This window comes from Acuticoccus sp. I52.16.1 (genome assembly GCF_022865125.1).
Classification (GTDB): Bacteria; Pseudomonadota; Alphaproteobacteria; order Rhizobiales; family Amorphaceae; genus Acuticoccus.
Genome location: NZ_CP094828.1, coordinates 1,906,866 through 1,928,494, shown reverse-complemented (window position 1 = coordinate 1,928,494; position 21,629 = coordinate 1,906,866). Strand labels below are relative to the sequence as shown.

The following is a 21,629-nucleotide window of genomic DNA, read 5'->3' as shown; positions in this document are numbered from 1 at the left end:
GCGGGGCCGCGCTACCCGTCCGCGTCCCAGCGGGCGCGGATGCGGCGCATGATGGCGTAGACCCCGAGCGCCACGAACGGCGCCAGGACCCCCAGCGCCACGTATTCCGACACCGGCAGCACATGCACCGCCTTGAGCGCGCGGACCGGGTAGGCGAGCAGGCCGAGCAGGTAGTAGCTGATCGCGATGACGGAGAGGCCCTCCACCGCCTCGGACAGCACGAGCTGGCGGTGCTGCCGCTCGTTCATGGTGCGCATGATCTCCTGGTTGGCCTTGTCCATCGACACGTCGACCCGCGTGCGCAGCACGTCGAGCGCGCGGCCGATGGCCTGGCTCAGCTCGTCCTGCCGCCGCTCCGTGGAGGTGATCGTGCGAACCGCGGGGGCGAGGCTGGCGGTGATGAAGCCGGACAGGGTCGCCCGCTCGTCGAGCTTGGCCTCCAGCAGCGTTTCCAACCGCTCCTCCACCAGCTTGGCGTAGGCGCGGCTGGCGGCGAACCGGTAGCTGGTGGCCGAGCGCATCGCCTCGGTGCGGGCCGACAGATGCTGCAGCTTGGTCAGGATCGCCTCGTCGCTCTGCGCGCCCTTGGTCAGCGCCTCGGTGACGTCGGCGAGGTCGCCCTCCAGCTCGTTCAGCACCGGGGCGAAGCGGCGCGCCTCGGGGATCCCGATGAGCGAGACGGTGCGGTAGGTCTCCGCCTCGAGGAGGCGCTGGATGCGTCGGCCGAGCTGCGACGGTCCCATCTCCGGCGCCGCGACCTCGAAGTCGATGAAACCGTCGGGGCCGGGCCGGCACGTCGTCGCCAGCACGAGGTCGCCGCGCAGGATGCCGCCGATGGTCGCGTCCGAGGCCGGGCCGGGCCGGTCCACCAGCCGCAGCCGCAGCGCCACCAGGAGCTCCGCGCTGGCCGGCGTGCGGGCCGCGATGGCGGTGAGGCGCGCCGCGCCCTCCGCCGGTCCCGCACGGCCGATGAGGCTCAGCGTCATGAACTCGGTGTGCGGCTCGAGGCGGACGATGAGGTCGCCGTCCTCGCGGATCGTGTGCGGCGCTTCGCCGGCCGTCTCCAGCCCGAACACCGCCGCGTAGAGGCCGAGGCGCGTCTCGTCGTCGGCGGTGAGGAAGGCGAGGTGGTGGATCGTCGCCGGCGGCCGCAGCGGCAGGTAGGGCCGGTCGTGCGCCTCCTGGATGGCCGTCTGGCGATCGGGATGGTTGCGAAAAGGCAGCGGCGCCGCCCCCGTGATGTGCTCGTTCACCCGGTCCTCCCCGCGTGGCTGGGCGGCAGGGTGGGCGCCGCAACTCGAGATCGCAACCGGGCCATGGGTCTTAGACTCGGGGGGGGCGCAGGCCGGACGGGATGGGCGAGGTGACGCACGGCGATGATTGAAATCGCTCATAAAGGGTTGCTCATGTGAGCGAATGCGCTAATCTCGTGCGCAAGTCGTAACAAAACGGCGGCTGGGGATGAGCGACCTTGAGCGGCAACAGTCGATCGTCGAGCTGTTGTCATCACAGACTTTCGTGTCGGTGCGCGACTTGCAGCAGACGCTCGGCGTCTCCGCGGCCACCGTCCGGCGCGATATCGACAAGCTGAACGAGGCCGGTGTCGCGCGCAAAGTCTATGGCGGTGTCGCCGCGCTGGAGGACAACCTGTGGCGCCGCCCGCCCTCGGCGCTGCCCTTCGTCGAAAATCGCGACCTCGCCGTCGAGCAGAAGCGTGCCATCGCCGCGGCTGCCGAGGGGCTGGTGCGCGACGGCTCGTCGGTCATCGTCCACGCCGGGTCGACCTGCTTCACCTTCGGCTGCCGGCTGGCGCTGCGCAACGTGCGCGTCTTCACCAACTCGATGCCGCTGGCGGCCTATCTCGCCGAGCACGGCACCTGTCATCTCACCGTCGGCGGCGGCGACATCCATCGCGAGCCGGGCATCCTGTTCGATCCCGTCCCCGGACCGACGCACTATGCGGCGCAGTTCTACGTCGGCGCGCTCGGCGTCTCGGGTGAGGGAATCCTCGAGCAGCACCCGCTGCTGGTGCGGTTCGTGAAGGAGATGAGCGAGCGGGCGAACGAGATCATCGTCCTCGTCGACTCGTCGAAATTCGCCCTGCGTCCGCCCGTCGTGGCCCTGCCGATGTCGCGCATCACCACGCTCGTCACCGACGACGGCATCACCCCCGCGCACGAGCGGATGGTGCGTGAAGAGGGCGTCAACCTGATCGTCGCCGAAACCAGCGCGAGGCCCCAATGACGCTTCTGGACATGCGTTCGATCTCCAAGACCTTCGGCCCGGTGAAGGCGCTCTCGAACGTCTCGCTTCAGGTCGCGGCCGGCGAGGTCCACGCGCTGATGGGCGAAAACGGCGCCGGCAAGTCGACCTTGATGAAGATCCTTTCCGGGGCCTACGTGGCCGACCGCGGCGGCGAAGTGCTGATCGGCGGCAAGAAGGTCGAGACCGGGGATCCGAAGGTCGCGAAGGCCAACGGCATCGCCGTCATCTACCAGGAGCTGGCGCTGTCGCCCAACCTCACGGTGGCGGAAAACATCTTCCTCGGCGCGGAGCCGCACCGCGGGCCCTTCATCGACCGGCGCGAGATGAACCGCCGCTCGCGCCAGATCCTGACCGAGCGTCTCGGCCTGGACTTCCATCCCGCGATCACGCTCGGGCGCCTGTCGCTCGGCGAGCGGCAGATGGTGGAGATCGCCCGCGCCCTTTCGACCAACGCCCGCCTCATCGTCATGGACGAGCCGACGACGGCGCTCACAACGCGCGAGACCGAGAAGCTGTTCGACGTCATCGCCCAGCTGAAGGCCGACGGGATCGCCATCATCTACATCTCCCACCGCATGGAGGAGGTGTACACGCTGGCCGACCGTTGCACCGTGCTGCGCGACGGCGAGCTGGTCGGAACGCTGGAAAAGCGTGAGATCACCGCCGAGCGGGTCGTTTCGATGATGGTCGGGCGCGACATCTCCACCTTCTACAAGAAGGACCACGCCACGGCGGTCGAGCCGGGCGCGGTGGTCCTGAAGGTCGAGGGACTGGGCGACGGGCACTTCGTCCACGACTGCTCGTTCGAGGTGCGGCATGGCGAGGTGATCGGCATCGCCGGCCTCGTCGGCTCGGGGCGCACCGAGCTGGCGCGGCTCATCTACGGTGCCGAGAAGCCGGCGGCCGGCCGCGTCGTCCTGGACGGCGCGACGTTGACCATCGCTTCGCCGCGTCACGCGCTGGCGCACGGCATCGCCTATCTCACCGAGGACCGCAAAGGCCTCGGCCTCTTCCTCGACATGTCGATCTCCGAGAACGTCAACATCGGCGTGTTGCAGCGGGACGCCGGCACCGGCGGGCTCCTGGACTCCGGCGCCGCCGGCCGGCGCGCGAGCAAGGCCATGAAGTCCCTCGCGATCCGTGCCCCCAGCGCCAAGCTGAACACCAACGCCCTGTCGGGCGGCAACCAGCAGAAGGTGCTGCTGGCGCGCCTCCTGGAGCTGGGACCCCGCGTCGTCATCCTCGACGAGCCGACCCGCGGCGTCGACGTCGGCGCCAAGTCCGAGATCTACCGCCTGATCGACAGTCTGGCGCGCGACGGGATCGCCGTCATCGTCATCTCGTCGGAGCTGCCGGAGATCATCGGCGTGTCGGACCGCGTGCTCGTGATGCGCGAGGGGACGATCGCCGGCGAGGTGGCCCCGCCACGCGGCGAGCCGATCCTGCAGGAGGAGATCATGGCCTATTCGACGGGCGCCCTCGGCGCCGAGCGCCGCACCCAAGGAGCGACAGCGTGACCGCAGCGACGAAGGACGACACCAAGAGCGGCCTCGACCGGAAGCACCAGCTGCGCGTGATCTTCACCGCGCTCGGCATGCTGCCGGTGCTGATCCTGCTCGGCATCGGCTTCGAGCTGCTGTCGGGCAAGTTCCTGACGGTCAACAACCTGTCGATCGTCATGCAGCAGGCGTCGATCAACATCGTGCTGGCCGCGGGCATGACCTTCGTCATCCTCACCGGCGGCATCGACCTCTCGGTCGGCTCGGTGCTTGCGGCGTCGGCGATGGTGGCGGTGATCGCCTCGCTGTGGCCCGACATCGGCATGATCGGCATCCCGCTGGCGCTCGGGATGGGCCTCGCCTGCGGCCTCGCCAACGGCGCGCTGATCGCCTACCTCAACCTGCCACCGTTCATCGTCACCTTAGGCACACTCACCGCCGTCCGCGGCCTCGCGCGGCTCCTGGGTGGCGACACCACCGTCTTCAACTCCGACCTTCCGTTCGAGGCGATCGGCAACGGCTCGCTGTTCGGCGTCCCGTGGCTCGCCATCATCGCGGTCGGGGTCATCCTGTTGTCGTGGGTGATCCTGCGCCGAACGGTGCTCGGCATGTGGATCTACTCCATCGGCGGCAACCAGGAGGCGGCCCGGCTGACGGGCATCAAGGTCTCCCTGGTGCTGCTGTTCGTCTACGCCATGTCCGGGCTCATGGCGGGCCTCGGCGGCGTGATGTCCGCCGCGCGTCTCTACGCGGCGAACGGCCTGCAACTCGGCCAGGCCTACGAGCTCGACGCCATCGCCGCCGTCATCCTGGGCGGCACGTCCTTCGTCGGCGGCGTCGGGTCCATCTGGGGCACGCTGATCGGCGCGCTCATCATCGCCGTCCTGTCCAACGGTCTCATCCTGACCGGCGTGTCGGACATCTGGCAGTTCATCATCAAGGGCCTCGTCATCATCGTCGCCGTCGCCCTCGATCGCTACCGCCTCAAGGGCACGAGAGCCTGAGGCCAACCACAGGGAGGAACGTTTCATGGGTAAGTTCACCAAGCTGCTCGCCGGCACGGCGCTCGCCGCCATGGTCGCCACCGGCGCCAGCGCGCAGGACAAGAAGCTGGAGTCGATCGGCATCTCCGTCGGCCTCCTCGGCAACCCGTTCTTCGTCGCCACGATCAAGGGCATCGAGGACCGCGCCAAGGAGATCAACCCGGATGTGCAGGTGACCTCGGTCTCGGCCGATTACGACCTCAACAAGCAGGTCAGCCAGATCGACAACTTCATCGCCGCCGGTGTCGACATCATCATGCTGAACGCGGTCGACGCGAAGGCGATCGCCCCGGCGGTGAAGCGCGCGCAGAACGCCGGCATCACCGTCGCCGCGTTCGACGTGTCGGCGCCCGGCGCGGACGTGACCGTGATGACCGACAACGTCGCCGCCGGCCGCAAGGCGTGCCAGTACATCATCGACCAGATCGGCGAAGAGGGGAACGTGATCATCATCAACGGCCCCGCGTCGTCGTCGATCCTCGACCGCGTCGAGGGCTGCAAGGAGGTGTTCTCCGCGCATTCGGGCATCAACGTCCTGTCCGACGACCAGAACGGTCAGGGCTCGCGCGAGGGTGGCCTCGCCGTCATGCAAGGCCTCCTGACGCGCTATGACGACATCGACGCGGTGTTCGCCATCAACGACCCGACCGCGATCGGCGCCCAGCTCGCCGCCAAGCAGCTCAACCGGGACGGCTTCATCATCACCGCGGTGGACGGCGCGCCGGACATCGAGGAGGAGTTGGAGGACGAGAGCGCCCTCATCAAGGCGTCCGCCTCGCAGGACCCGTACGTGATGGCGGGCGAGGCGTTGAAGATGGGCTACGACGCCTTCCAGGGGAACACCCCGGAGGAGGACACCGTGCTCCTCGATCCCGAGCTGATCACGGCGGAGAACCTCGAGTCCTACAAGGGCTGGACGGACCCGCGCTGAGGCGCGCCCGGCGGCCCTTCGACACGCAGCGGCCCGCGCCCCGAGCGCGGGCCGCCCCCAACTCCATCGGACGGACCATGACCCTTGATGCGCTGAAAGAGCGGGTGCGCGCGGCCAACGTCGAGACGGTCGCCCGCGGGCTCGTCATCTCCACCTTCGGCAACGCCAGCGGGATCGACCGCGCGGCGGGGCGCATCGCCATCAAGCCGAGCGGCGTACCCTACGATGCGCTGACGGCCGACTCCATCGTCGTCACCACGCTCGACGGAGTGGCGCAGGACAACCGCTTCAAGCCCTCGTCCGACCTTGCCACCCACGTCGTCCTCTACCGCGCGTTCGAGGGGATCGGCGGCGTGGTGCACACCCATTCGACCTACGCCACCATCTTCGCGCAGGCGGGCCGGCCGATCCCCTGCCTCGGCACCACCCACGCGGACTATTTCCGCGGCCCCGTCCCGGTGACGCGCGCGCTGACGCCGGAGGAGACCGGCAGCCGCTACGTCGAGGCGACGGGCGAGGTGATCGTCGAGACCTTCGCGGGGCGCGACCCGGCCGAGGTGCCGGCAGCGCTCGTCCAGGGCCACGGGCCGTTCGTGTGGGGCGCGACGCCCGAGGCGGCGGTGGAGAACGCCTTCCTCCTCGAGGAGATCGCCCGGATGGCCTACCTGACCTTGACGCTCGCGCCCGGCACCGGCGCCATCACCGACCACCTGCGCGACCGGCACTACCTGCGCAAGCACGGCGCCGCCGCCACCTACGGACAATAGCGATGGCGATCGTCGCGGGCGTCGACTTCGGCACCTTGAGCGTGCGTGTCACCTTGATGGAGACGTCCGGCACGCACCTCGGCACCGCGGTCGCGAGCTATCCCCTCCACACCGACCCGGCCGACCCCTACCGCGCCACCCAGTCCCACGCCGACCATATGGCCGCGCTCGCCGAGGCGACCCGCGCCGCGGTCGCCGACGCGGGGATCGACGGGCGGGACGTCGCCGCCATCGCCTGCGACACGACGGGGTCCAGCGTGATCCCGGTCGACGCGGCGATGCAGCCGGTGGGCGAATACTACCTGTGGTGCGATCACCGCGCCCACCGCGAGGCGGCGGAGATCACGGCGACCTTCCGCGGCGCCGGCCACGAGGCGATCGACTGGTGCGGCGGCGTCTACTCCCACGAGTGGGGCTACGCCAAGCTCCTGCACTTCCTGCGCCACGACCCCGAGGCGGGCCGCATGGCCTCCGCGTTCGAGCATTGCGACATGGTGGCGGCGACGCTGGCGGGGGTGACGCGGCCGGAAGCCGCCAAGCGCTCGGTCTGCGCGATGGGCCACAAGTGGATGTGGAACCCGAGGTGGGGCGGCCTGCCGCCGGCGTCGCTGCTGGCCGAGGTCGATCCGCTGCTCGCCGGCATCAACGACCGTCTGGTCGGCGAGGTCGCGACGTCCGACCGGATCGCCGGCCACCTCTGCCCCGAATGGGCCGAGCGGCTGGGCCTCGCCGCCGGGATCCCGATCCCCGTCGGCGCGTTCGATGCGCACTGGGACGCGATCGGCGCCGGCTGCCGCATGGGCGATATCGTCAACGTCGTCGGCACCTCGACCTGCATCATCGCCGAGGGGCCGGCCGAGATCGGCACGATCCCCGGTCTGTGCGGCCTGGTGCCGGGCAGCGTCCATCCGGCCTACATGGGTGTCGAGGCCGGGCAGTCGGCGACCGGCGACGTGTTCGACGCCATCGCCCGCCGCGCCGGCCGACCCCTGTCCGACCTCGCCGCCGAACTGATCGACTATCGCGCCGGGCAGACCGGGCTGATGCGCATTCCATGGGACAACGGCGACAGGACCGTGCTGGTGCGGCCCGACCTCGGCGGCGTCACGCTGGGGTGGAGCCTCGCGTCGACGGCGGCTGACGAGCTGTTCGCGGCGATCGAGGGAATGGCGCTGCACGTGGGCGTGATCCTCGACCGGATGGGCGAGGGCGGTGTGCCGGCCGATCGCATCATCAACGCCGGTGGCGTGCCGCAACGCGGCGATGTGCTGAACCAGGTCTACGCCGACGCGCTGGGGCGGGAGATCCTGGTGCCGGCCGCCTCGCCGGTCGGCGTCGGCTCGTGCGTCTTCGCCGGACTGGCCGCGGGGGCGTTCGCCACCGTGGAGGAGGGGCAGGCCGCACTCTGCCCGCCGATGCGGACCTATGCGCCCGATCCGGCCGCGCGCGCCGTGTACGACGCGTTGTTCGCCCTCTTCCGCGACGTCTATTTCGCGCTCGGGGAGGGGCGGGCGGTCGACCTCGGCCGCGTCCTGCCCGAGCTGCACCGCCTGCGCGGCTGAGGCCGGGCGCGTCCGCCCGCGACGCGGCCCGGCGGGGGGAGCGGCTTCTCCGCCTCCCGCCGCGTCAGTTGTTGATCTGCGTCCCCGTGACCAGTTCGAAGTTCACCAGCCCGCGCGATGAGACCGACGGCACCGGGTTCTCCGTCGCCGCGATCATCGCCTGCAACACGTCGAAACTCTCGGTCTCGGACACGTCGAACGTGACGACCTGGTGCCGGAAGGTGATCGGCGTGTCCGAGGCGGGACCGTAGAAGACCTGCTCGGCGGTGGTGTCGACCATGCGCACCGGCGCCGGAAACACCGTGACGATCGCGTTGAGGGGCTGCGCCGGCAGGGCGACGTCAGGCATCGACAGCGTCCACGTCCCATTTTCGGCGACCAGCGTCGTCGCCGTGCCGACCGGCGCGCCGTGCTCGCCGATCAGCGTGACGACGATGCTCGCCCCCGCCGGTCCGCGGCCGGAGAAGATCGGCGCCACGGTCAGCATCTCCTCCTCGTCCTCCTCGACCGGCTCTTCGGGATCGTAGAGCAAGCGGCGGATCTCCAGCAGGTCGATCGGGTCAGGGAAGGCGCTGGCGGTGTTGGTGAAGCCGGTGTCGTCCGGATCGAACGTCATGACGACGAAGCTGTTGGCGATCGCGTCGCTGGGCGGCGCGGGCAGCTCCGGCAGCGACACGGTGAGGACGTTGGTGGCCGCGTCGTAGGCGACCGATGTCGGCGTGATCGCCACCGGCGCGCCGCCGACGCGGGCCTGGATCGCCACCGTGCCGTCGATGAAGGTCATGCCATCCGGCAGCGCGTCCTCGATCACGAGGGTCGGCGGCTGGTTCCCCGTCACCTCGACGAGGACGCGGAAGGTGGCGGTCTCGCCCACCGCGAGCGTATCGCCGGTGGTCTCGTCCACGGTGCTGTCGACGAGCGATTTGCCGACGGCGAAGAGCCGCTGGCGCGGCTCGGTGACGACGGCGGCGCTGTCGGAGGCGGCGTAGTTGTCGAGGGTTGTGGCGTCGGGGCCTTCGCCGTCGGCGCCGGTGTGCTCGTCGGGGTTGGCGCCGGGCGTGGAGGTGTAGGTGACGGTGGCGGCGAGACGACCGTCCATAGGTTTATCTCAGAATTGGTATATCACGGCGCTGATTTCTTATTTGAATGGTATAGCGCAAGGGCGCAGGGTTTGCGCGTCCCGTTGCGATCCGAACGCCGGGAAAATGAAAAGAACGCCGGGCGCACATCGCGAATGCGGGGCGCCAGCCGGCATGGGGAGGACCATCGATGCATCTGACCAGACGCGGTCTGGGCGCGACAGCGCTCGCCGTCATTCTCGCCTCGGCCGCTTTCGCCCCCGCCGCGATGGCCGACGACAAGGGCTATGTGGGTATCGCCATGCCCACCAAGTCGTCCGCCCGCTGGATCGACGACGGCAACAACATGGTGAAGCAGTTCGAGGAGGCCGGCTACACCACCGACCTGCAGTACGCCGAAGACGACATCCCCAACCAGCTCGCCCAGATCGAGAACATGATCACCAAGGGCGTCAACGTCCTGGTGATCGCCGCCATCGACGGCACGACGCTGACGAGCGCGCTCGCCAACGCCGCCGCGGCGGACATCGCGGTCGTCGCCTACGACCGGCTGATCCGCGATTCGGAGGACGTCGACTACTACGCCACGTTCGACAACTTCAAGGTCGGCGTGCAGCAGGCCAACACGCTGGTCGACGGGCTGAAAGAGCGCTTCCCCGACGAGGACGTCTGGAACGTCGAGCTGTTCGGCGGCTCGCCGGACGACAACAACGCCTACTTCTTCTACAACGGCGCCATGAGCGTGCTCCAGCCGCTGATCGACGAGGGCAAGATCGCGATCCCCTCCGGCCAGATGGGCATGGACACCGTCGGCACCCTGCGGTGGGACGGCTCGGTGGCGCAGGCGCGCATGGATAACCTCCTCTCGGCCAACTATACCGACAAGAAGGTCCACGGCGTGCTGTCGCCCTACGACGGCCTGTCGATCGGCATCATCTCCTCGCTGACGGGCATCGGCTACGGTTCGGGCGACTACAAGATGCCCATCGTCTCCGGCCAGGACGCCGAGGTGCCGTCCGTCAAGGCGATCCTGCGCGGCGACCAGTATTCGACGATCTTCAAGGACACCCGCGAGCTGGCCCGCGTGACCGTCGGCATGGTGGACGCCCTGCTCGCCGGCTCCGAGCCCGAGATCAACGACACCGAGACCTACGACAACGGCATGAAGGTGGTGCCGTCCTACCTCCTGGAGCCGGTGCCGGTCACCGCCGACAACTGGGAGAAGGTGCTCGTCGACAGCGGCTACTACGAGAAGAGCCAGATCGAATAGGCGAACCTCCCGCGGCCGGCTCGCTCGAGGCCGGTCCACTTCGCCCGCCGGCCACACAGCCCGGCGGGCGTCTTTGGCAAAGGCGAGGATCATGTCCGTCATTCTCGAAATGCGCGGGATCACCAAGGAATTCCCTGGTGTGAAGGCGCTGGACGACGTCTCCCTGTCGGTGGAGGAGGGCGAGATCCACGCCCTCGTCGGCGAGAACGGGGCCGGCAAGTCCACCCTGATGAAGGTGCTCTCCGGCGTCTATCCGCACGGCAGCTACACCGGCGACATCGTCTTCGACGGCAAGGTCCGCGCCTTCCGCCGGATCCGCGACTCGGAAGACCTCGGCATCATCATCATCCACCAGGAGCTGGCTTTGATCCCGCTCCTCTCGGTGGCGGAGAACATCTTCCTCGGCAACGAGCGGGCGCGGCGCGGGATCATCGACTGGCGCGCCACGCACGACCGCGCGGCCGAGCTTCTAAAGCGCCTCGGCCTCCACGAGAACCCCGAGGTGCTGGTCGACGATCTCGGCCTCGGCAAGCAGCAGCTCGTCGAGATCGCCAAGGCGCTGTCGAAGAACGTGCGGCTCCTCATCCTCGACGAGCCGACCTCGTCGCTGAACGAGACGGACAGCGCCAAGCTCCTGGACCTGCTCGTCGATTTCCGCGACCGCGGCATCACGTCGATCCTCATTTCGCACAAGCTGAACGAAGTCTCGAAGGTCGCCGATACGATCACCGTCCTGCGCGACGGCGCGGCGGTGGCGCGGATGGACTGCCGCCCCGCCGGCATCGCCGGCACCGGGAACGGTGTCGACGAGGACGACATCATCCGCAACATGGTCGGCCGCTCGCTGGAGGACCGCTATCCGCCGCGCGGCACCCACACGGTGGGCGACACGGTGCTGGAGGTGAAGAACTGGACCGTCCATCACCCGCTGCACGCCGAGCGGCGCGTGGTCGACGACGTGTCCTTCCACGTTCGGCGGGGCGAGGTCGTCGGCATCGCCGGGCTGATGGGCGCGGGCCGCACGGAGCTCGCGATGAGCCTCTTCGGCCACTCCTACGGGCGCGACATCTCCGGCACGGTCGCGATCAACGGCAAGCCGGAGGACGTCTCGACCGTGCGCCGGGCGATCGCCGCCGGGCTCGCCTACGCCACCGAGGACCGCAAGACCTACGGCCTGGTGCTCGACGCCACGATCCGCCGCAACGTGCCGCTCGCCCGGCTCGACGCCATCGCCCACAACGGCGTCGTCGACCGGCATCGCGAGGCGGACGTCGCTGAGGAGTACCGCGGCCGCCTCGCCATCAAGTCGAGCTCGATCGAGCAGGCGACGGTGAACCTCTCGGGCGGCAATCAGCAGAAGGTGGTCCTCTCGAAGTGGCTCTTCGCCGACCCCGACATCCTCATCCTCGACGAGCCGACCCGCGGCATCGACGTCGGCGCCAAGTTCGAGATCTACACCGTGATCCGTGAGCTGGCGCGGGAGGGGAAGGCGATCGTCGTCATCTCCTCCGAGCTTCCCGAGCTGCTGGGCGTCACCGACCGGCTCTACGTCATGAACGAGGGGCGCTTCGTGGGCGAGATGGCGACCGCCGAGGCCAGCCAGGAGAAGATCATGGCCACCATCATCAGGTCGGGAGAGGCCGCATGACCGAGACCACCGCCGGCGCGAGCCCGGCCGAGCGCGCGCCCCGCAAGTCCGGCTGGCAGTTCCTCAAGGGGCACCTGCGCGAATACGGCATCCTCATCGCGCTCGTCGTCATCATGGCCTTCTTCCAGGTGGCGACCGGCGGCATCCTCCTGAAGCCGGTCAACGTCACCAACCTGATCCTGCAGAACTCCTACATCGTCATCATGGCGGTGGGGATGCTGCTCGTCATCGTCTGCGGCCACATCGACCTGTCGGTCGGCTCGGTGCTGGGCTTCATCGGCGCGCTGGCGGCGGTGATGATCGTGAACTGGGAGGTGCCGTGGCTGCTGGCGGCGATCCTGTGCCTGGGGGCGGGCGCGCTCATCGGCATGGCGCAGGGCTTCTGGGTCGCCTACTTCAAGATCCCCTCGTTCATCGTCACTCTGGCGGGCATGCTCGTCTTCAAAGGGCTGACGTTGTGGCTGCTGGCGGGCCAGTCGGTCGGGCCGTTCCCGCCGCAATTCCGCCTCATCGCGTCGGGCTTCGTGCCGGACATCTTCGGCGGGGCGGACCTCAACCTCTTCTCCCTCGTCGTCGGCACGGCGGTGGCGACGCTGCTGGTGTGGCTGTCGATCCGCGGCCGGCAGCGCCAGATGAAGGCCGGCGCGGAGAGCGAGCCGCTGCCCTTCTTCGTGGTGCGCAACGCGCTCATCTTCTTCGCGCTCGTCTACATGTCGTGGCTGCTGGCGGACTTCCGCGGCCTGCCGAACGTGTTCATCGTGATGGCGCTTCTCATCGCGATCTACTCCTTCGTCACCTCGCGCACGACGTTCGGGCGGCGCATCTACGCCATCGGCGGCAACGAGAAGGCGGCCGAGCTGTCGGGCATCAACTCCAAGCGGCTGACCTTCCTGACGTTCGCCAACATGGGGATGCTGGCGGCGCTCGCCGGCCTCGTCTTCGCCGCGCGGCTCAATACGGCGACCCCCAAGGCCGGCGTCGCGTTCGAGCTGGACGTGATCGCGGCGGTGTTCATCGGCGGGGCGTCGATGTCGGGCGGGGTGGGGACCGTCGTCGGTGCGGTGGTCGGCGCCTTCATCATGGGCGTCATGAACAACGGCATGTCGATCCTCGGCATCGGCATCGACTGGCAGCAGGTGATCAAGGGTCTGGTGCTGCTGGCCGCGGTGATCTTCGACGTCCTCAACAAGCGCAAGGGGTAGGCCGGTGCTCCTCTCCCAGTTCCTGCGTGAGGATGGGGGTGTGCAGATCGTCGCGCGCGACGGGCCGGAGGCCTACCGCGTGCGCACCACGGCGACGCTCTACGAGGTGGCGCAGGCCTGCATCGCCGAGGTGGTGCCGATCCGCGAATACATCGCCTGGCTGGGGCTCGGCACCGCGGTGGACCTCGAGGCGATCTATGCCGCGGGGCGGATGCTGCCGCCCGTCGCGCATCCGGATCCGGCGCACCTCCACCTCACCGGCACCGGGATGACGCACCTCGGCTCGGCGACGCTGCGCGCGGCGATGCACGGCCGCGAGGGCGCCTGCGAGACCGACTCGATGCGCATGTTCCAGCTCGGCCTCGCCGGCGGCAAGCCGACCAACGCCGCGGCCGGGGTGCAGCCGGAGTGGTTCTACAAGGGCAACGGCACATGGCTGGTGGCGCCCGGTGCCCGCCTCGCCGCACCCGACTTCGCCGAGGCGTGCGGCGAGGAGCCGGAAATCGCTGGGGTCTATCTCATCGCGCCGGACGGGATGCCGGTGCGCCTCGGCTTCGCGCTCGCCAACGAGCTGTGCGACCACGCGATGGAGCGGCGCAACTACCTCTACCTCGCGCACTCCAAGCTGCGCCCGGCGGCGATCGGCCCGGAGCTCCTGGTGGGCGACCTGCCGCCGCACATCGAGGGCACCTCGCGCATCCTGCGCGGCGAGCGGGTGGTGTTCGAGGCGCCGTTCCTGTCGGGCGAGGCCAACATGAGCCACAGTCTCGCCAACCTCGAGCACCATCACTTCAAGTACGCGCCGTTTCGCCAGCCGGGCGATCTGCATGTCCATATGTTCGGCAGCGCCGCCCACTCGGTCGCGGACGGGATCGCCGCGCAGGACGGCGACATCTTCGAGATCGCGGCGGCCCCGTTCGGGCTGCCGCTGCGCAACCGCCTCACCTTCACCCCCCGCCGCGCGGCCGAGCCGCGCACCGCGATCAGGATACTCTAGGCTCCCATGACGTTTACCAAAGCCCCCTGGCCCCGCCGACTGAGATCGCAGGAGTGGTATGGCGGCACCACGCGCGACAACATCTACCACCGCGGCTGGCTGAAGAATCAGGGCTACCCGCACGACCTGTTCGACGGGCGACCGGTCATCGGCATCCTCAACACCTGGTCCGAGCTGACCCCCTGCAACGGCCACCTGCGCGAGCTGGCGCAGAAGGTGAAGGCGGGCGTGTGGGAGGCGGGCGGCTTCCCGCTCGAGGTGCCGGTCTTCTCGGCGTCCGAGAACACCTACCGGCCGACGGCGATGATGTACCGCAACCTCGCCGCCATGGCGGTCGAGGAGACGATGCGTGCCCAGCCGATCGACGGTGCGGTGCTCCTGGTAGGCTGCGACAAGACCACCCCCTCGCTGATGATGGGCGCCGCCTCGACCGACATTCCGTCCATCGTCGTCACCGGCGGGCCGATGCTGAACGGCTGGTTCCGGAACGAGCGTGTCGGCTCCGGCACCGCGCTGTGGCAGATGAGCGAGGACATCAAGGCCGGGAAAATGACCCAGGCCGACTTCCTCGAGGCCGAGCAGGCGATGAGCCGCTCGTCGGGCACCTGCAACACGATGGGCACCGCCTCGACCATGGCCTCGATGGCCGAGGCGCTGGGCATGGCGCTCTCCGGCAACGCCGCGATCCCCGGCGTCGACGCGCGGCGGCGGGTGATCGCGCAACTCTCCGGCCGGCGCATCGTCGAGATGGTGAAGGACGACCTGAAGCCGTCCGACATCCTCACCCGCGAGGCGTTCGAGAACGCGATCCGGGTCAACGGCGCCATCGGCGGGTCGACCAACGCGGTGGTGCACCTCCTGGCGCTGGCGGGCCGCACCGCGGTCGACCTGACGCTCGACGATTGGGACCGCCTGGGCCGTGACGTGCCGACGATCGTCAACCTGATGCCGTCGGGCAAGTACCTGATGGAGGAGTTCTTTTATGCCGGCGGGCTGCCGGTGGTGCTGAAGCGGCTCGGCGAGGCGGGGATGCTGCACCGGGACGCGCTCACCGTCTCCGGCGGGCCGGTCTGGGATGAGGTGAAGGACGCCGTGAACTGGAACGAGGACGTCATCCGCCCGGCCGACAAGGCGTTGACGGCGTCGGGCGGCATCGCCGTGCTGCGCGGCAACCTGGCGCCCGGCGGGGCGGTGTTGAAGCCCTCCGCGGCGAGCCCGGAGCTGATGCGCCACCGCGGCCGCGCCGTCGTCTTCGAGGATATCGACGACTACAAGGCGAAGATCGACGACGACGCGCTCGACATCGACGAGACGTCGATCATGGTGCTGAAGAACTGCGGGCCGAAGGGCTACCCCGGCATGTCCGAGGTCGGCAACATGGGCCTGCCGCCCAAGGTCCTGAAGAAGGGCATTACCGACATGGTGCGCATCTCCGACGCGCGCATGTCCGGCACCGCCTACGGCACGGTGGTGCTGCACACCTCGCCCGAGGCGGCGGCCGGCGGTCCGCTGGCGGTGGTCGAAACCGGCGACATGATCGAGCTCGACGTGCCGGGCCGCCGCCTCCACCTCGACGTGCCGGACGAGGAGATCGCCCGCCGGCTCGCCGCGTGGACGGCCCCGGTCGCGCCCGGCACCGAGGGCGGCGGCTACAGCCGGCTCTACGTGGACCACGTCGAGGGGGCGGACACCGGCGCCGACTTCGACTTCCTGAAGGGCTGCCGCGGCCGGGAGGTGCCTCGTGACAGTCATTGACGTCGCCATCGTCGGCGTCGGCAAGATCGCGCGCGACCAGCACATTCCCGCGATCGCCGGCTCCGGCGCCTTCCGCCTCGCCGCCACGGTGAGCCGCACCGGCGTCGCCGGCACGCCGAATTTCGACACCGTCGAGGCGCTGCTGGCGGCGCGGCCGGACATCCCGGCGATCAGCTTCTGCACCCCGCCGCAGGTGCGCTACAGGGGCGCCCGCGCGGCGCTGGAGGCCGGCCGGCACGTCATGCTGGAGAAGCCGCCCGGCGCGAGCCTCTCGGAGGTCCACGCGCTGGAGGCGCTGGCGGCCACGAAGGGCGTCGCCTTGCAGGCGACCTGGCACTCGCGCCACGCCGCATCCGTCGCCGCCGCCAAGGCGTGGCTGGCGGGGCGCGAGGTCCGCGCGGTGCGGATCGACTGGAAGGAGGACGTGCGCGTCTGGCATCCGGGGCAGCGGTGGATCTGGGAGGCGGGCGGCCTCGGCGTCTTCGACCCGGCGATCAACGCCTTCTCGATCCTGACCGAGATCCTTCCGGTCCCCGTCCACGTCACCGCCGCCGAGCTGCACTTTCCGGAGAACTGCGACACGCCGATCGCCGGCGAGGTCCGCATGGCCGGTCCCGCGGGCGAGCGCGTCGTCGCCGACCTCGACTTCCTCTACGAGGGCGACCCGCTGTGGCGCCAGGTGATCGAGACCGACGCCGGCACGCTGACGCTCGACCAGGGCGGCGCGATCATGACCGTGGGCGGGACGCAGCAGGGGGAGGCGTGGCACACGCCCGGCATCACGGGCGAATACCCCGCCCTCTACGCCCGCTTCGCCGAGCTGATCGCGGCCGGCGCGCGCGACGTCGACCTTCGTCCGATGGTCCTCGTCGCCGACGCGTTCACCCTCGGCCGCCGGCTCTCGGCGCCCGCCTTCGTCGACCCGGCGTCGGCGAGGTGAATTTCCGCGCCGCCCGAGGCGGCGCCGTCGACACGGATTCCGGCGCCGTTTCGGGCGGCGCCGGCCGGCAGGACCCCGCACCAACGCGGGGCCCGCCACCCTTTGGGAGGGAACATGATGAAACGACTTTTGACCACGACCGCCGCCGTTCTGGCGCTCACCGCGGGGGCCGCCTCGGCGCAGACCATCGGCTTCTCGCAGATCGGCTCGGAGTCGGGCTGGCGTGCGGCCGAGACGACGCTCACCAAGAGCCAGGCCGAAGAGCGCGGCATCGACCTCAAGTTCTCCGACGCGCAGCAGAAGCAGGAGAACCAGATCGCCGCCATCCGCTCCTTCATCGCCCAGGGCGTCGACGCGATCCTGCTCGCGCCGGTCGTCGCCACCGGCTGGGACAGCGTGCTGGAAGAGGCCAAGGACGCCGACATCCCGGTGGTCCTGCTCGACCGCCAGGTGGACTCGTCCGACGACCTCTATTTGACCGCGGTCGGCTCCGACCTCGTCCACGAGGGGCAAGTGGCCGGTGAATGGCTGGTCGAGACCGTCGCCGGCGAGGACTGCCGCGTCGTCGAACTGCAGGGCACCACCGGGTCCTCGCCCGCCATCGACCGCAAGACCGGCTTCGAGAACGCCATCGAGGGTCACGACAACATCGAGATCGTGCGCAGCCAGACGGGCGACTTCACCCGCGCTCAGGGCAAGGAGGTGATGGAGAGCTTCCTCCAGGCCGAGAACGGCGGCAAGGACATCTGCGCCCTCTACGCCCACAACGACGACATGGCCGTCGGCGCGATCCAGGCGATCAAGGAAGCCGGGCTGAAGCCGGGCGAGGACATCCTCGTCGTCTCGATCGACGCCGTGCCGGACATCTTCGCCGCGATGGCCGCAGGCGAGGCCAACGCCACCGTGGAGCTGACGCCGAACATGGCCGGCCCCGCCTTCGACGCGCTCTCCAAGTTCTGGGACTCGGGCGACGCGCCGGGCAAGTTCATCCAGACCGATTCGAAGCTCTACACGCAGGCGGACGACCCGCAGGGCGAGTACGAGAAGCGCAAGGGCCTCGGCTACTGAGGCGCGCGGGCCGGCGCGGGGATCCACCCGCGCCGGCCCGGCTGGAGGAGGGCCACCATGCTCCTGACCCTGCGTTCGCTGACCAAGACCTTCCCCGGCACCGTCGCGCTGGACGCGGTCGACTTCGACCTCGCGGCCGGCGAGATCCACGCGCTGCTGGGAGAGAACGGGGCCGGCAAGTCGACCCTCATCAAGTGCCTGACCGGCGCGTATCGGCGCGACGACGGCACCATCACGCTGGACGGCGAGGCGATCTCGCCGCGCTCGACCTCCGAGGCGCAGGACCTCGGCATCGGCACCGTCTACCAGGAGGTGAACCTCCTGCCCAATCTGACCGTGGCGCAGAACCTCACCTTCGGGCGCGAGCCGCTGCGGTTCGGCATGGTGAACGGCCGCGCCCAGCGCCGCCTCGCCGAGGCGATGCTGGACGGCTACGGCCTCGACATCGACGTGACACGCGACCTCGCGGCCTACTCGGTGGCGATCCGGCAGATCGTCGCCATCGCCCGCGCGGTGGCGCTGTCGGGCAAGGTGCTGATCCTCGACGAGCCGACCGCCAGCCTGGACGCGCGCGAGGTGGAGATGCTGTTCGCCGTGGTGCGCCGGCTGCGCGACCGCGGGCTCGGCATCATCTTCGTCTCCCACTTCCTCGACCAGGTGTTCGCGCTGACCGACCGCGTCACCGTCCTGCGCAACGGCCGCAAGGTGACGACCGAGGCGACCGCAGACCTCGACCGCGTGCGCCTCATCGAGCACATGCTCGGCCGCGCCCTCGAGGAAGAGCTGACCGACCACGCCAAGGCACACGACGGCACCGCGACACGCCCCGAGCTGTTGCGGTTCGAGAACTACGGCCGGCGCGGGCATATCGAGCCGTTCGACCTCACGGTGGGCCGTGGCGAGGTGCTGGGCCTCGCAGGCCTTCTCGGCTCGGGCCGGACCGAGAGCGCGGAGCTGATGTTCGGCGTCGCGCATGCGCAGTCCGGCACGGCGCGGGACACCGCGGGGCCGCTCGACCTCTCCTCGCCGCGCGCCGCGATCGCCGCCGGGTTCGGCTTCGCGCCGGAGGAGCGCAAGGCCGACGGCATCGTCGCCGATCTTTCGGTGCGCGAGAATATCGCCTTGGCGCTCCAGGCCCGGCGCGGCTGGGCCCGTCCGATCCCGCGCGCGGAGCAGCTGAAGCTCGCGCAGGACTACATCCGCCGGCTCGATATCCGCACTTCCGGCCCGGAGCAGCCGATCGGCGACCTCTCGGGCGGCAATCAGCAGAAGGTGGTGCTCGCCCGCTGGCTCGCCATGAACCCGCGCTTCCTCATCCTCGACGAGCCGACCCGCGGCATCGACGTCGGCGCCCACGCCGAGATCGTCCGCCTGATCGGCGAGGTGACGGCGTCGGGCATGTCGATCCTCGTCATCTCCTCCGAGCTGGACGAGCTGATCGCCGTGTCGGATCGGATCATTGTCGTGCGTGATCGCCGGCACGTCGCCGAGCTGACGGGCGCCGAGATCGCTTCCGACGCCATCGTGCGCGCCATCGCGGCTCCGGACGCCGCCCCTGACGCTACCGAGGACGCCGCATGACGACCTTTCGCCGCGTCCTGCCGCAGCTTCTCACGCTCGCCGTGCTGATGGGGCTGGTGACGCTCGTCTTCCCGGATTTCCTGCGCGTGACGATGTCCGACGGGCGCTTCGTCGGCCCGATCATCGACATCCTGAAGCGCGGCGCCCCCGTGGCGCTCCTGGCGATCGGCATGACGCTGGTCATCGCGACGCGCGGGATCGACCTCTCGGTCGGCACCGTCATGGCCATCACCGGGGCGGTGGCGGCATGGGCGATCACCTCCGGCCTCGGTCTCGCCGGTGCGTTGGGGCTGGCGCTGCTGGCGGGTGCCGCGGCGGGGCTGTGGAACGGTTGCCTCGTCGCCGTCTTCGGTATCCAGCCGATCGTCGCGACGCTGATCCTGATGACCTCCGGCCGCGGCATCGCCCAACTCATCACCGAGGGGCGCATCCTCACCTTCTCGCACGACGGTCTGGCCTTCCTCGGCTCCGGCGCCGTCCTCGGGTTGCCGGTGCCGACATGGCTGTGGCTCGCGACCGGCGTCGGCGTCGCGCTCCTCATGCGCTGCACCGCGCTCGGCCTGCTGATCGAGGCGACCGGGGTGAACCGGGCCGCCAGCAGCCTCGCCGGGGTGAACGCCACCGTGCTGCTGATCGCGGTCTACGTCGCCTCGGGGTTGTGCGCGGCGCTCGCCGGCATCGTCGCCACGGCCGACATCCGCGGCGCGGACGCCAACAACGCCGGCCTCTGGCTGGAGCTGGACGCGATCCTCGCGGTGGTGGTGGGCGGGAACTCGCTGCTGGGCGGGCGCTTCTCCGTCGCCGCCGCGCTCATCGGCGCGCTGATCATCCAGACGGTGGACACCGGGATCCTGCTGGCCGGCTTCCCCTCCGAATACAACCTCGTGATCAAGGCGGGGCTCGTGCTCGCGATCCTCGTGTTGCAGAGCCCCAATCTGGTGCATCACTGGCACTTCATGCGCGGCGCCGCGCGTCGCCGCCGCGAGGCACCGCCCGCCCCGGCCGAGGAGCCGCTGCGATGAACCCGCGTCTCTATCCGCTGGCCGCCACCGTCGCGATCTTCCTCGCCGCGTGGGTGGTCTGCACGATGCAGTTCCCGTTCATGCTGTCGACCCGCGTCGTGGGCAACCTTCTGACGGACAACGCCTATCTCGGCATCGTCGCGGTGGGGATGACCATCGTCATCCTGTCGGGCGGGATCGACCTGTCGGTCGGCTCGGTGATCGCCTTCTCGGGCGTCTTCATCGCCGTGGTCCTGCGGGACACGGGCGCCCATCCGCTGATGGTGTTCGCCATGCTGCTGGTGCTCACCACCGCGTTCGGCGCCTTCATGGGGTGGCTGATCCATGCGTTGGCGATGCCGCCCTTCATCGTCACCTTGGCGGGGATGTTCCTCGCTCGCGGTGCGGCCTACATGCTGACGATCGACTCGGTCCCCATCGAGCACGCCTTCTACGACTGGCTGGACGACGTCTACTGGCTGATGCCCGGCAAGGGGCGGCTGCGCCTCATCGGCGTCGTCATGCTGGTCGTGGTGGCCGTCGGCATGGTGATCGCGCACCGCACGCGCTTCGGCGCCGGCGTCTTCGCGCTCGGCGGCGGCGAGGCGACGGCGCGGCTGATGGGCGTGAAGGTGGGACCGACGACGGTGGGCATCTACGCCTTCTCCGGCTTCATGGCCGGCCTGTCGGGCATCGTCTTCTCGATCTACACCGGCTCGGGCTATCCGCTCGCCACCGTCGGCACGGAGCTGACCGCCATCGCCGCCGTCGTCATCGGCGGTACGCTGCTGACGGGCGGGGCGGGCTTCGTCTTCGGCACGTTGATCGGCGTTCTGACGATGGGCACGATCCAGACCTACATCGTCTTCGACGGCACGCTGTCGAGCTGGTGGACGAAGATCGTCATCGGTCTCCTGCTGCTGGGGTTCATCCTCCTGCAGAAGCTCCTCTTGCGGCTGTCGTCGACCGGGCTGGCGCTGCGGGCGTGAGGTCCGGCGCGGCTTGACCGGGCGGGCGCCGT

18 protein-coding genes are annotated in these 21,629 nt (G+C 69.6%); 16 read left to right on the top strand and 2 right to left on the bottom strand.

All coding sequences use genetic code 11. From position 1 onward, the window contains the following. Window positions 1-11: 11 nt before the first annotated feature. Window positions 12-1,253, bottom strand: a complete 1,242-nt coding sequence (locus MRB58_RS08610; RefSeq protein WP_244781307.1) for a DUF3422 domain-containing protein — start codon at window positions 1,251-1,253, stop codon at window positions 12-14. Between the two features lie 208 nt (window positions 1,254-1,461). On the opposite strand from MRB58_RS08610, the gene MRB58_RS08605 reads away from it, so the two are divergent. From MRB58_RS08605 to MRB58_RS08580, 6 genes are all read left to right on the top strand, one after another. Next, window positions 1,462-2,244, top strand: a complete 783-nt coding sequence (locus tag MRB58_RS08605) for a DeoR/GlpR family DNA-binding transcription regulator (protein ID WP_244781306.1) — start codon at window positions 1,462-1,464, stop codon at window positions 2,242-2,244. Beyond that, the gene (locus MRB58_RS08600; RefSeq protein WP_244781305.1) at window positions 2,241-3,782 is read left to right on the top strand and encodes a sugar ABC transporter ATP-binding protein; all 1,542 of its coding nucleotides are present in this window, start codon (window positions 2,241-2,243) and stop codon (window positions 3,780-3,782) included. Before MRB58_RS08605 ends, MRB58_RS08600 begins: the two co-directional genes overlap by 4 nt. Further along, complete coding sequence (locus tag MRB58_RS08595; RefSeq protein WP_371747250.1) at window positions 3,779-4,768, top strand: ribose ABC transporter permease; 990 nt, start codon at window positions 3,779-3,781, stop codon at window positions 4,766-4,768. Before MRB58_RS08600 ends, MRB58_RS08595 begins: the two co-directional genes overlap by 4 nt. A 25-nt stretch (window positions 4,769-4,793) precedes the next feature. After that, on the top strand, window positions 4,794-5,738 hold the full coding sequence (locus MRB58_RS08590; RefSeq protein ID WP_244781304.1) for an ABC transporter substrate-binding protein: 945 nt from the start codon (window positions 4,794-4,796) through the stop codon (window positions 5,736-5,738). Window positions 5,739-5,815: 77 nt separating this feature from the next. Beyond that, window positions 5,816-6,505 carry an L-ribulose-5-phosphate 4-epimerase AraD gene (gene araD / locus MRB58_RS08585; protein ID WP_244781303.1) on the top strand — a complete coding sequence of 230 codons (690 nt, stop codon included), beginning with the start codon at window positions 5,816-5,818 and terminating at the stop codon, window positions 6,503-6,505. A gap of 2 nt (window positions 6,506-6,507) precedes the next feature. Next, window positions 6,508-8,067 carry a ribulokinase gene (locus MRB58_RS08580; protein WP_244781302.1) on the top strand — a complete coding sequence of 520 codons (1,560 nt, stop codon included), beginning with the start codon at window positions 6,508-6,510 and terminating at the stop codon, window positions 8,065-8,067. 64 nt (window positions 8,068-8,131) lie between these two features. On the opposite strand, the gene MRB58_RS08575 is transcribed toward MRB58_RS08580, so the two are convergent. Beyond that, the gene (locus tag MRB58_RS08575) at window positions 8,132-9,166 is read right to left on the bottom strand and encodes a hypothetical protein (protein ID WP_244781301.1); all 1,035 of its coding nucleotides are present in this window, start codon (window positions 9,164-9,166) and stop codon (window positions 8,132-8,134) included. Between the two features lie 170 nt (window positions 9,167-9,336). Here MRB58_RS08575 and chvE point away from each other — a divergent pair, with 170 nt between their 5' ends. The 10 genes from chvE (at window position 9,337) to yjfF (ending at window position 21,597) form a co-directional block, all read left to right on the top strand. After that, window positions 9,337-10,416: a multiple monosaccharide ABC transporter substrate-binding protein gene (gene chvE / locus MRB58_RS08570; RefSeq protein WP_244781300.1), complete on the top strand. Its 1,080-nt coding sequence runs from the start codon at window positions 9,337-9,339 to the stop codon at window positions 10,414-10,416. 88 nt (window positions 10,417-10,504) lie between these two features. Further along, on the top strand, window positions 10,505-12,064 hold the full coding sequence (mmsA, locus tag MRB58_RS08565; RefSeq protein WP_244781933.1) for a multiple monosaccharide ABC transporter ATP-binding protein: 1,560 nt from the start codon (window positions 10,505-10,507) through the stop codon (window positions 12,062-12,064). Then, window positions 12,061-13,266 (top strand): multiple monosaccharide ABC transporter permease, encoded by a 1,206-nt coding sequence (mmsB, locus tag MRB58_RS08560; RefSeq protein WP_244781299.1) that lies wholly within the window; start codon window positions 12,061-12,063, stop codon window positions 13,264-13,266. The genes mmsA and mmsB overlap by 4 nt, the downstream gene beginning before the upstream one ends. Before the next feature lie 4 nt (window positions 13,267-13,270). Then, a complete protein-coding gene (araD1, locus tag MRB58_RS08555; RefSeq protein ID WP_244781298.1) occupies window positions 13,271-14,263 on the top strand; it encodes an AraD1 family protein in 993 nt (330 codons plus the stop codon). A 6-nt stretch (window positions 14,264-14,269) separates the two neighbouring features. Then, complete coding sequence (gene araD / locus MRB58_RS08550; protein WP_244781297.1) at window positions 14,270-16,018, top strand: L-arabinonate dehydratase; 1,749 nt, start codon at window positions 14,270-14,272, stop codon at window positions 16,016-16,018. Beyond that, on the top strand, window positions 16,005-16,958 hold the full coding sequence (locus tag MRB58_RS08545; protein ID WP_244781296.1) for a Gfo/Idh/MocA family protein: 954 nt from the start codon (window positions 16,005-16,007) through the stop codon (window positions 16,956-16,958). The genes araD (MRB58_RS08550) and MRB58_RS08545 overlap by 14 nt, the downstream gene beginning before the upstream one ends. A gap of 114 nt (window positions 16,959-17,072) precedes the next feature. Then, window positions 17,073-18,026, top strand: coding sequence for a galactofuranose ABC transporter, galactofuranose-binding protein YtfQ (gene ytfQ / locus MRB58_RS08540; RefSeq protein ID WP_244781295.1), 954 nt, complete (start codon window positions 17,073-17,075; stop codon window positions 18,024-18,026). Window positions 18,027-18,083: 57 nt separating this feature from the next. Continuing rightward, window positions 18,084-19,607, top strand: a complete 1,524-nt coding sequence (locus MRB58_RS08535; protein WP_244781294.1) for a sugar ABC transporter ATP-binding protein — start codon at window positions 18,084-18,086, stop codon at window positions 19,605-19,607. Beyond that, window positions 19,604-20,629: an ABC transporter permease gene (locus MRB58_RS08530; RefSeq protein ID WP_244781293.1), complete on the top strand. Its 1,026-nt coding sequence runs from the start codon at window positions 19,604-19,606 to the stop codon at window positions 20,627-20,629. The genes MRB58_RS08535 and MRB58_RS08530 overlap by 4 nt, the downstream gene beginning before the upstream one ends. Continuing rightward, window positions 20,626-21,597, top strand: coding sequence for a galactofuranose ABC transporter, permease protein YjfF (yjfF, locus tag MRB58_RS08525; protein ID WP_244781292.1), 972 nt, complete (start codon window positions 20,626-20,628; stop codon window positions 21,595-21,597). The genes MRB58_RS08530 and yjfF overlap by 4 nt, the downstream gene beginning before the upstream one ends. Window positions 21,598-21,629: the final 32 nt, after the last annotated feature.

Excerpts from the sequence above, each read along its gene's own strand:
- MRB58_RS08605 (WP_244781306.1), top strand. The coding sequence starts at position 1,462 with ATGAGCGACCTTGAGCGGCAACAGTCGATCGTCGAGCTGTTGTCATCA.
- MRB58_RS08600 (WP_244781305.1), top strand. The coding sequence starts at position 2,241 with ATGACGCTTCTGGACATGCGTTCGATCTCCAAGACCTTCGGCCCGGTG.
- MRB58_RS08590 (WP_244781304.1), top strand. The coding sequence starts at position 4,794 with ATGGGTAAGTTCACCAAGCTGCTCGCCGGCACGGCGCTCGCCGCCATG.
- araD (WP_244781303.1), top strand. The coding sequence starts at position 5,816 with ATGACCCTTGATGCGCTGAAAGAGCGGGTGCGCGCGGCCAACGTCGAG.
- MRB58_RS08580 (WP_244781302.1), top strand. The coding sequence starts at position 6,508 with ATGGCGATCGTCGCGGGCGTCGACTTCGGCACCTTGAGCGTGCGTGTC.
- MRB58_RS08575 (WP_244781301.1), bottom strand. The coding sequence starts at position 9,166 with ATGGACGGTCGTCTCGCCGCCACCGTCACCTACACCTCCACGCCCGGC.
- chvE (WP_244781300.1), top strand. The coding sequence starts at position 9,337 with ATGCATCTGACCAGACGCGGTCTGGGCGCGACAGCGCTCGCCGTCATT.
- mmsB (WP_244781299.1), top strand. The coding sequence starts at position 12,061 with ATGACCGAGACCACCGCCGGCGCGAGCCCGGCCGAGCGCGCGCCCCGC.
- araD (WP_244781297.1), top strand. The coding sequence starts at position 14,270 with ATGACGTTTACCAAAGCCCCCTGGCCCCGCCGACTGAGATCGCAGGAG.
- ytfQ (WP_244781295.1), top strand. The coding sequence starts at position 17,073 with ATGATGAAACGACTTTTGACCACGACCGCCGCCGTTCTGGCGCTCACC.
- MRB58_RS08535 (WP_244781294.1), top strand. The coding sequence starts at position 18,084 with ATGCTCCTGACCCTGCGTTCGCTGACCAAGACCTTCCCCGGCACCGTC.
- MRB58_RS08530 (WP_244781293.1), top strand. The coding sequence starts at position 19,604 with ATGACGACCTTTCGCCGCGTCCTGCCGCAGCTTCTCACGCTCGCCGTG.
- yjfF (WP_244781292.1), top strand. The coding sequence starts at position 20,626 with ATGAACCCGCGTCTCTATCCGCTGGCCGCCACCGTCGCGATCTTCCTC.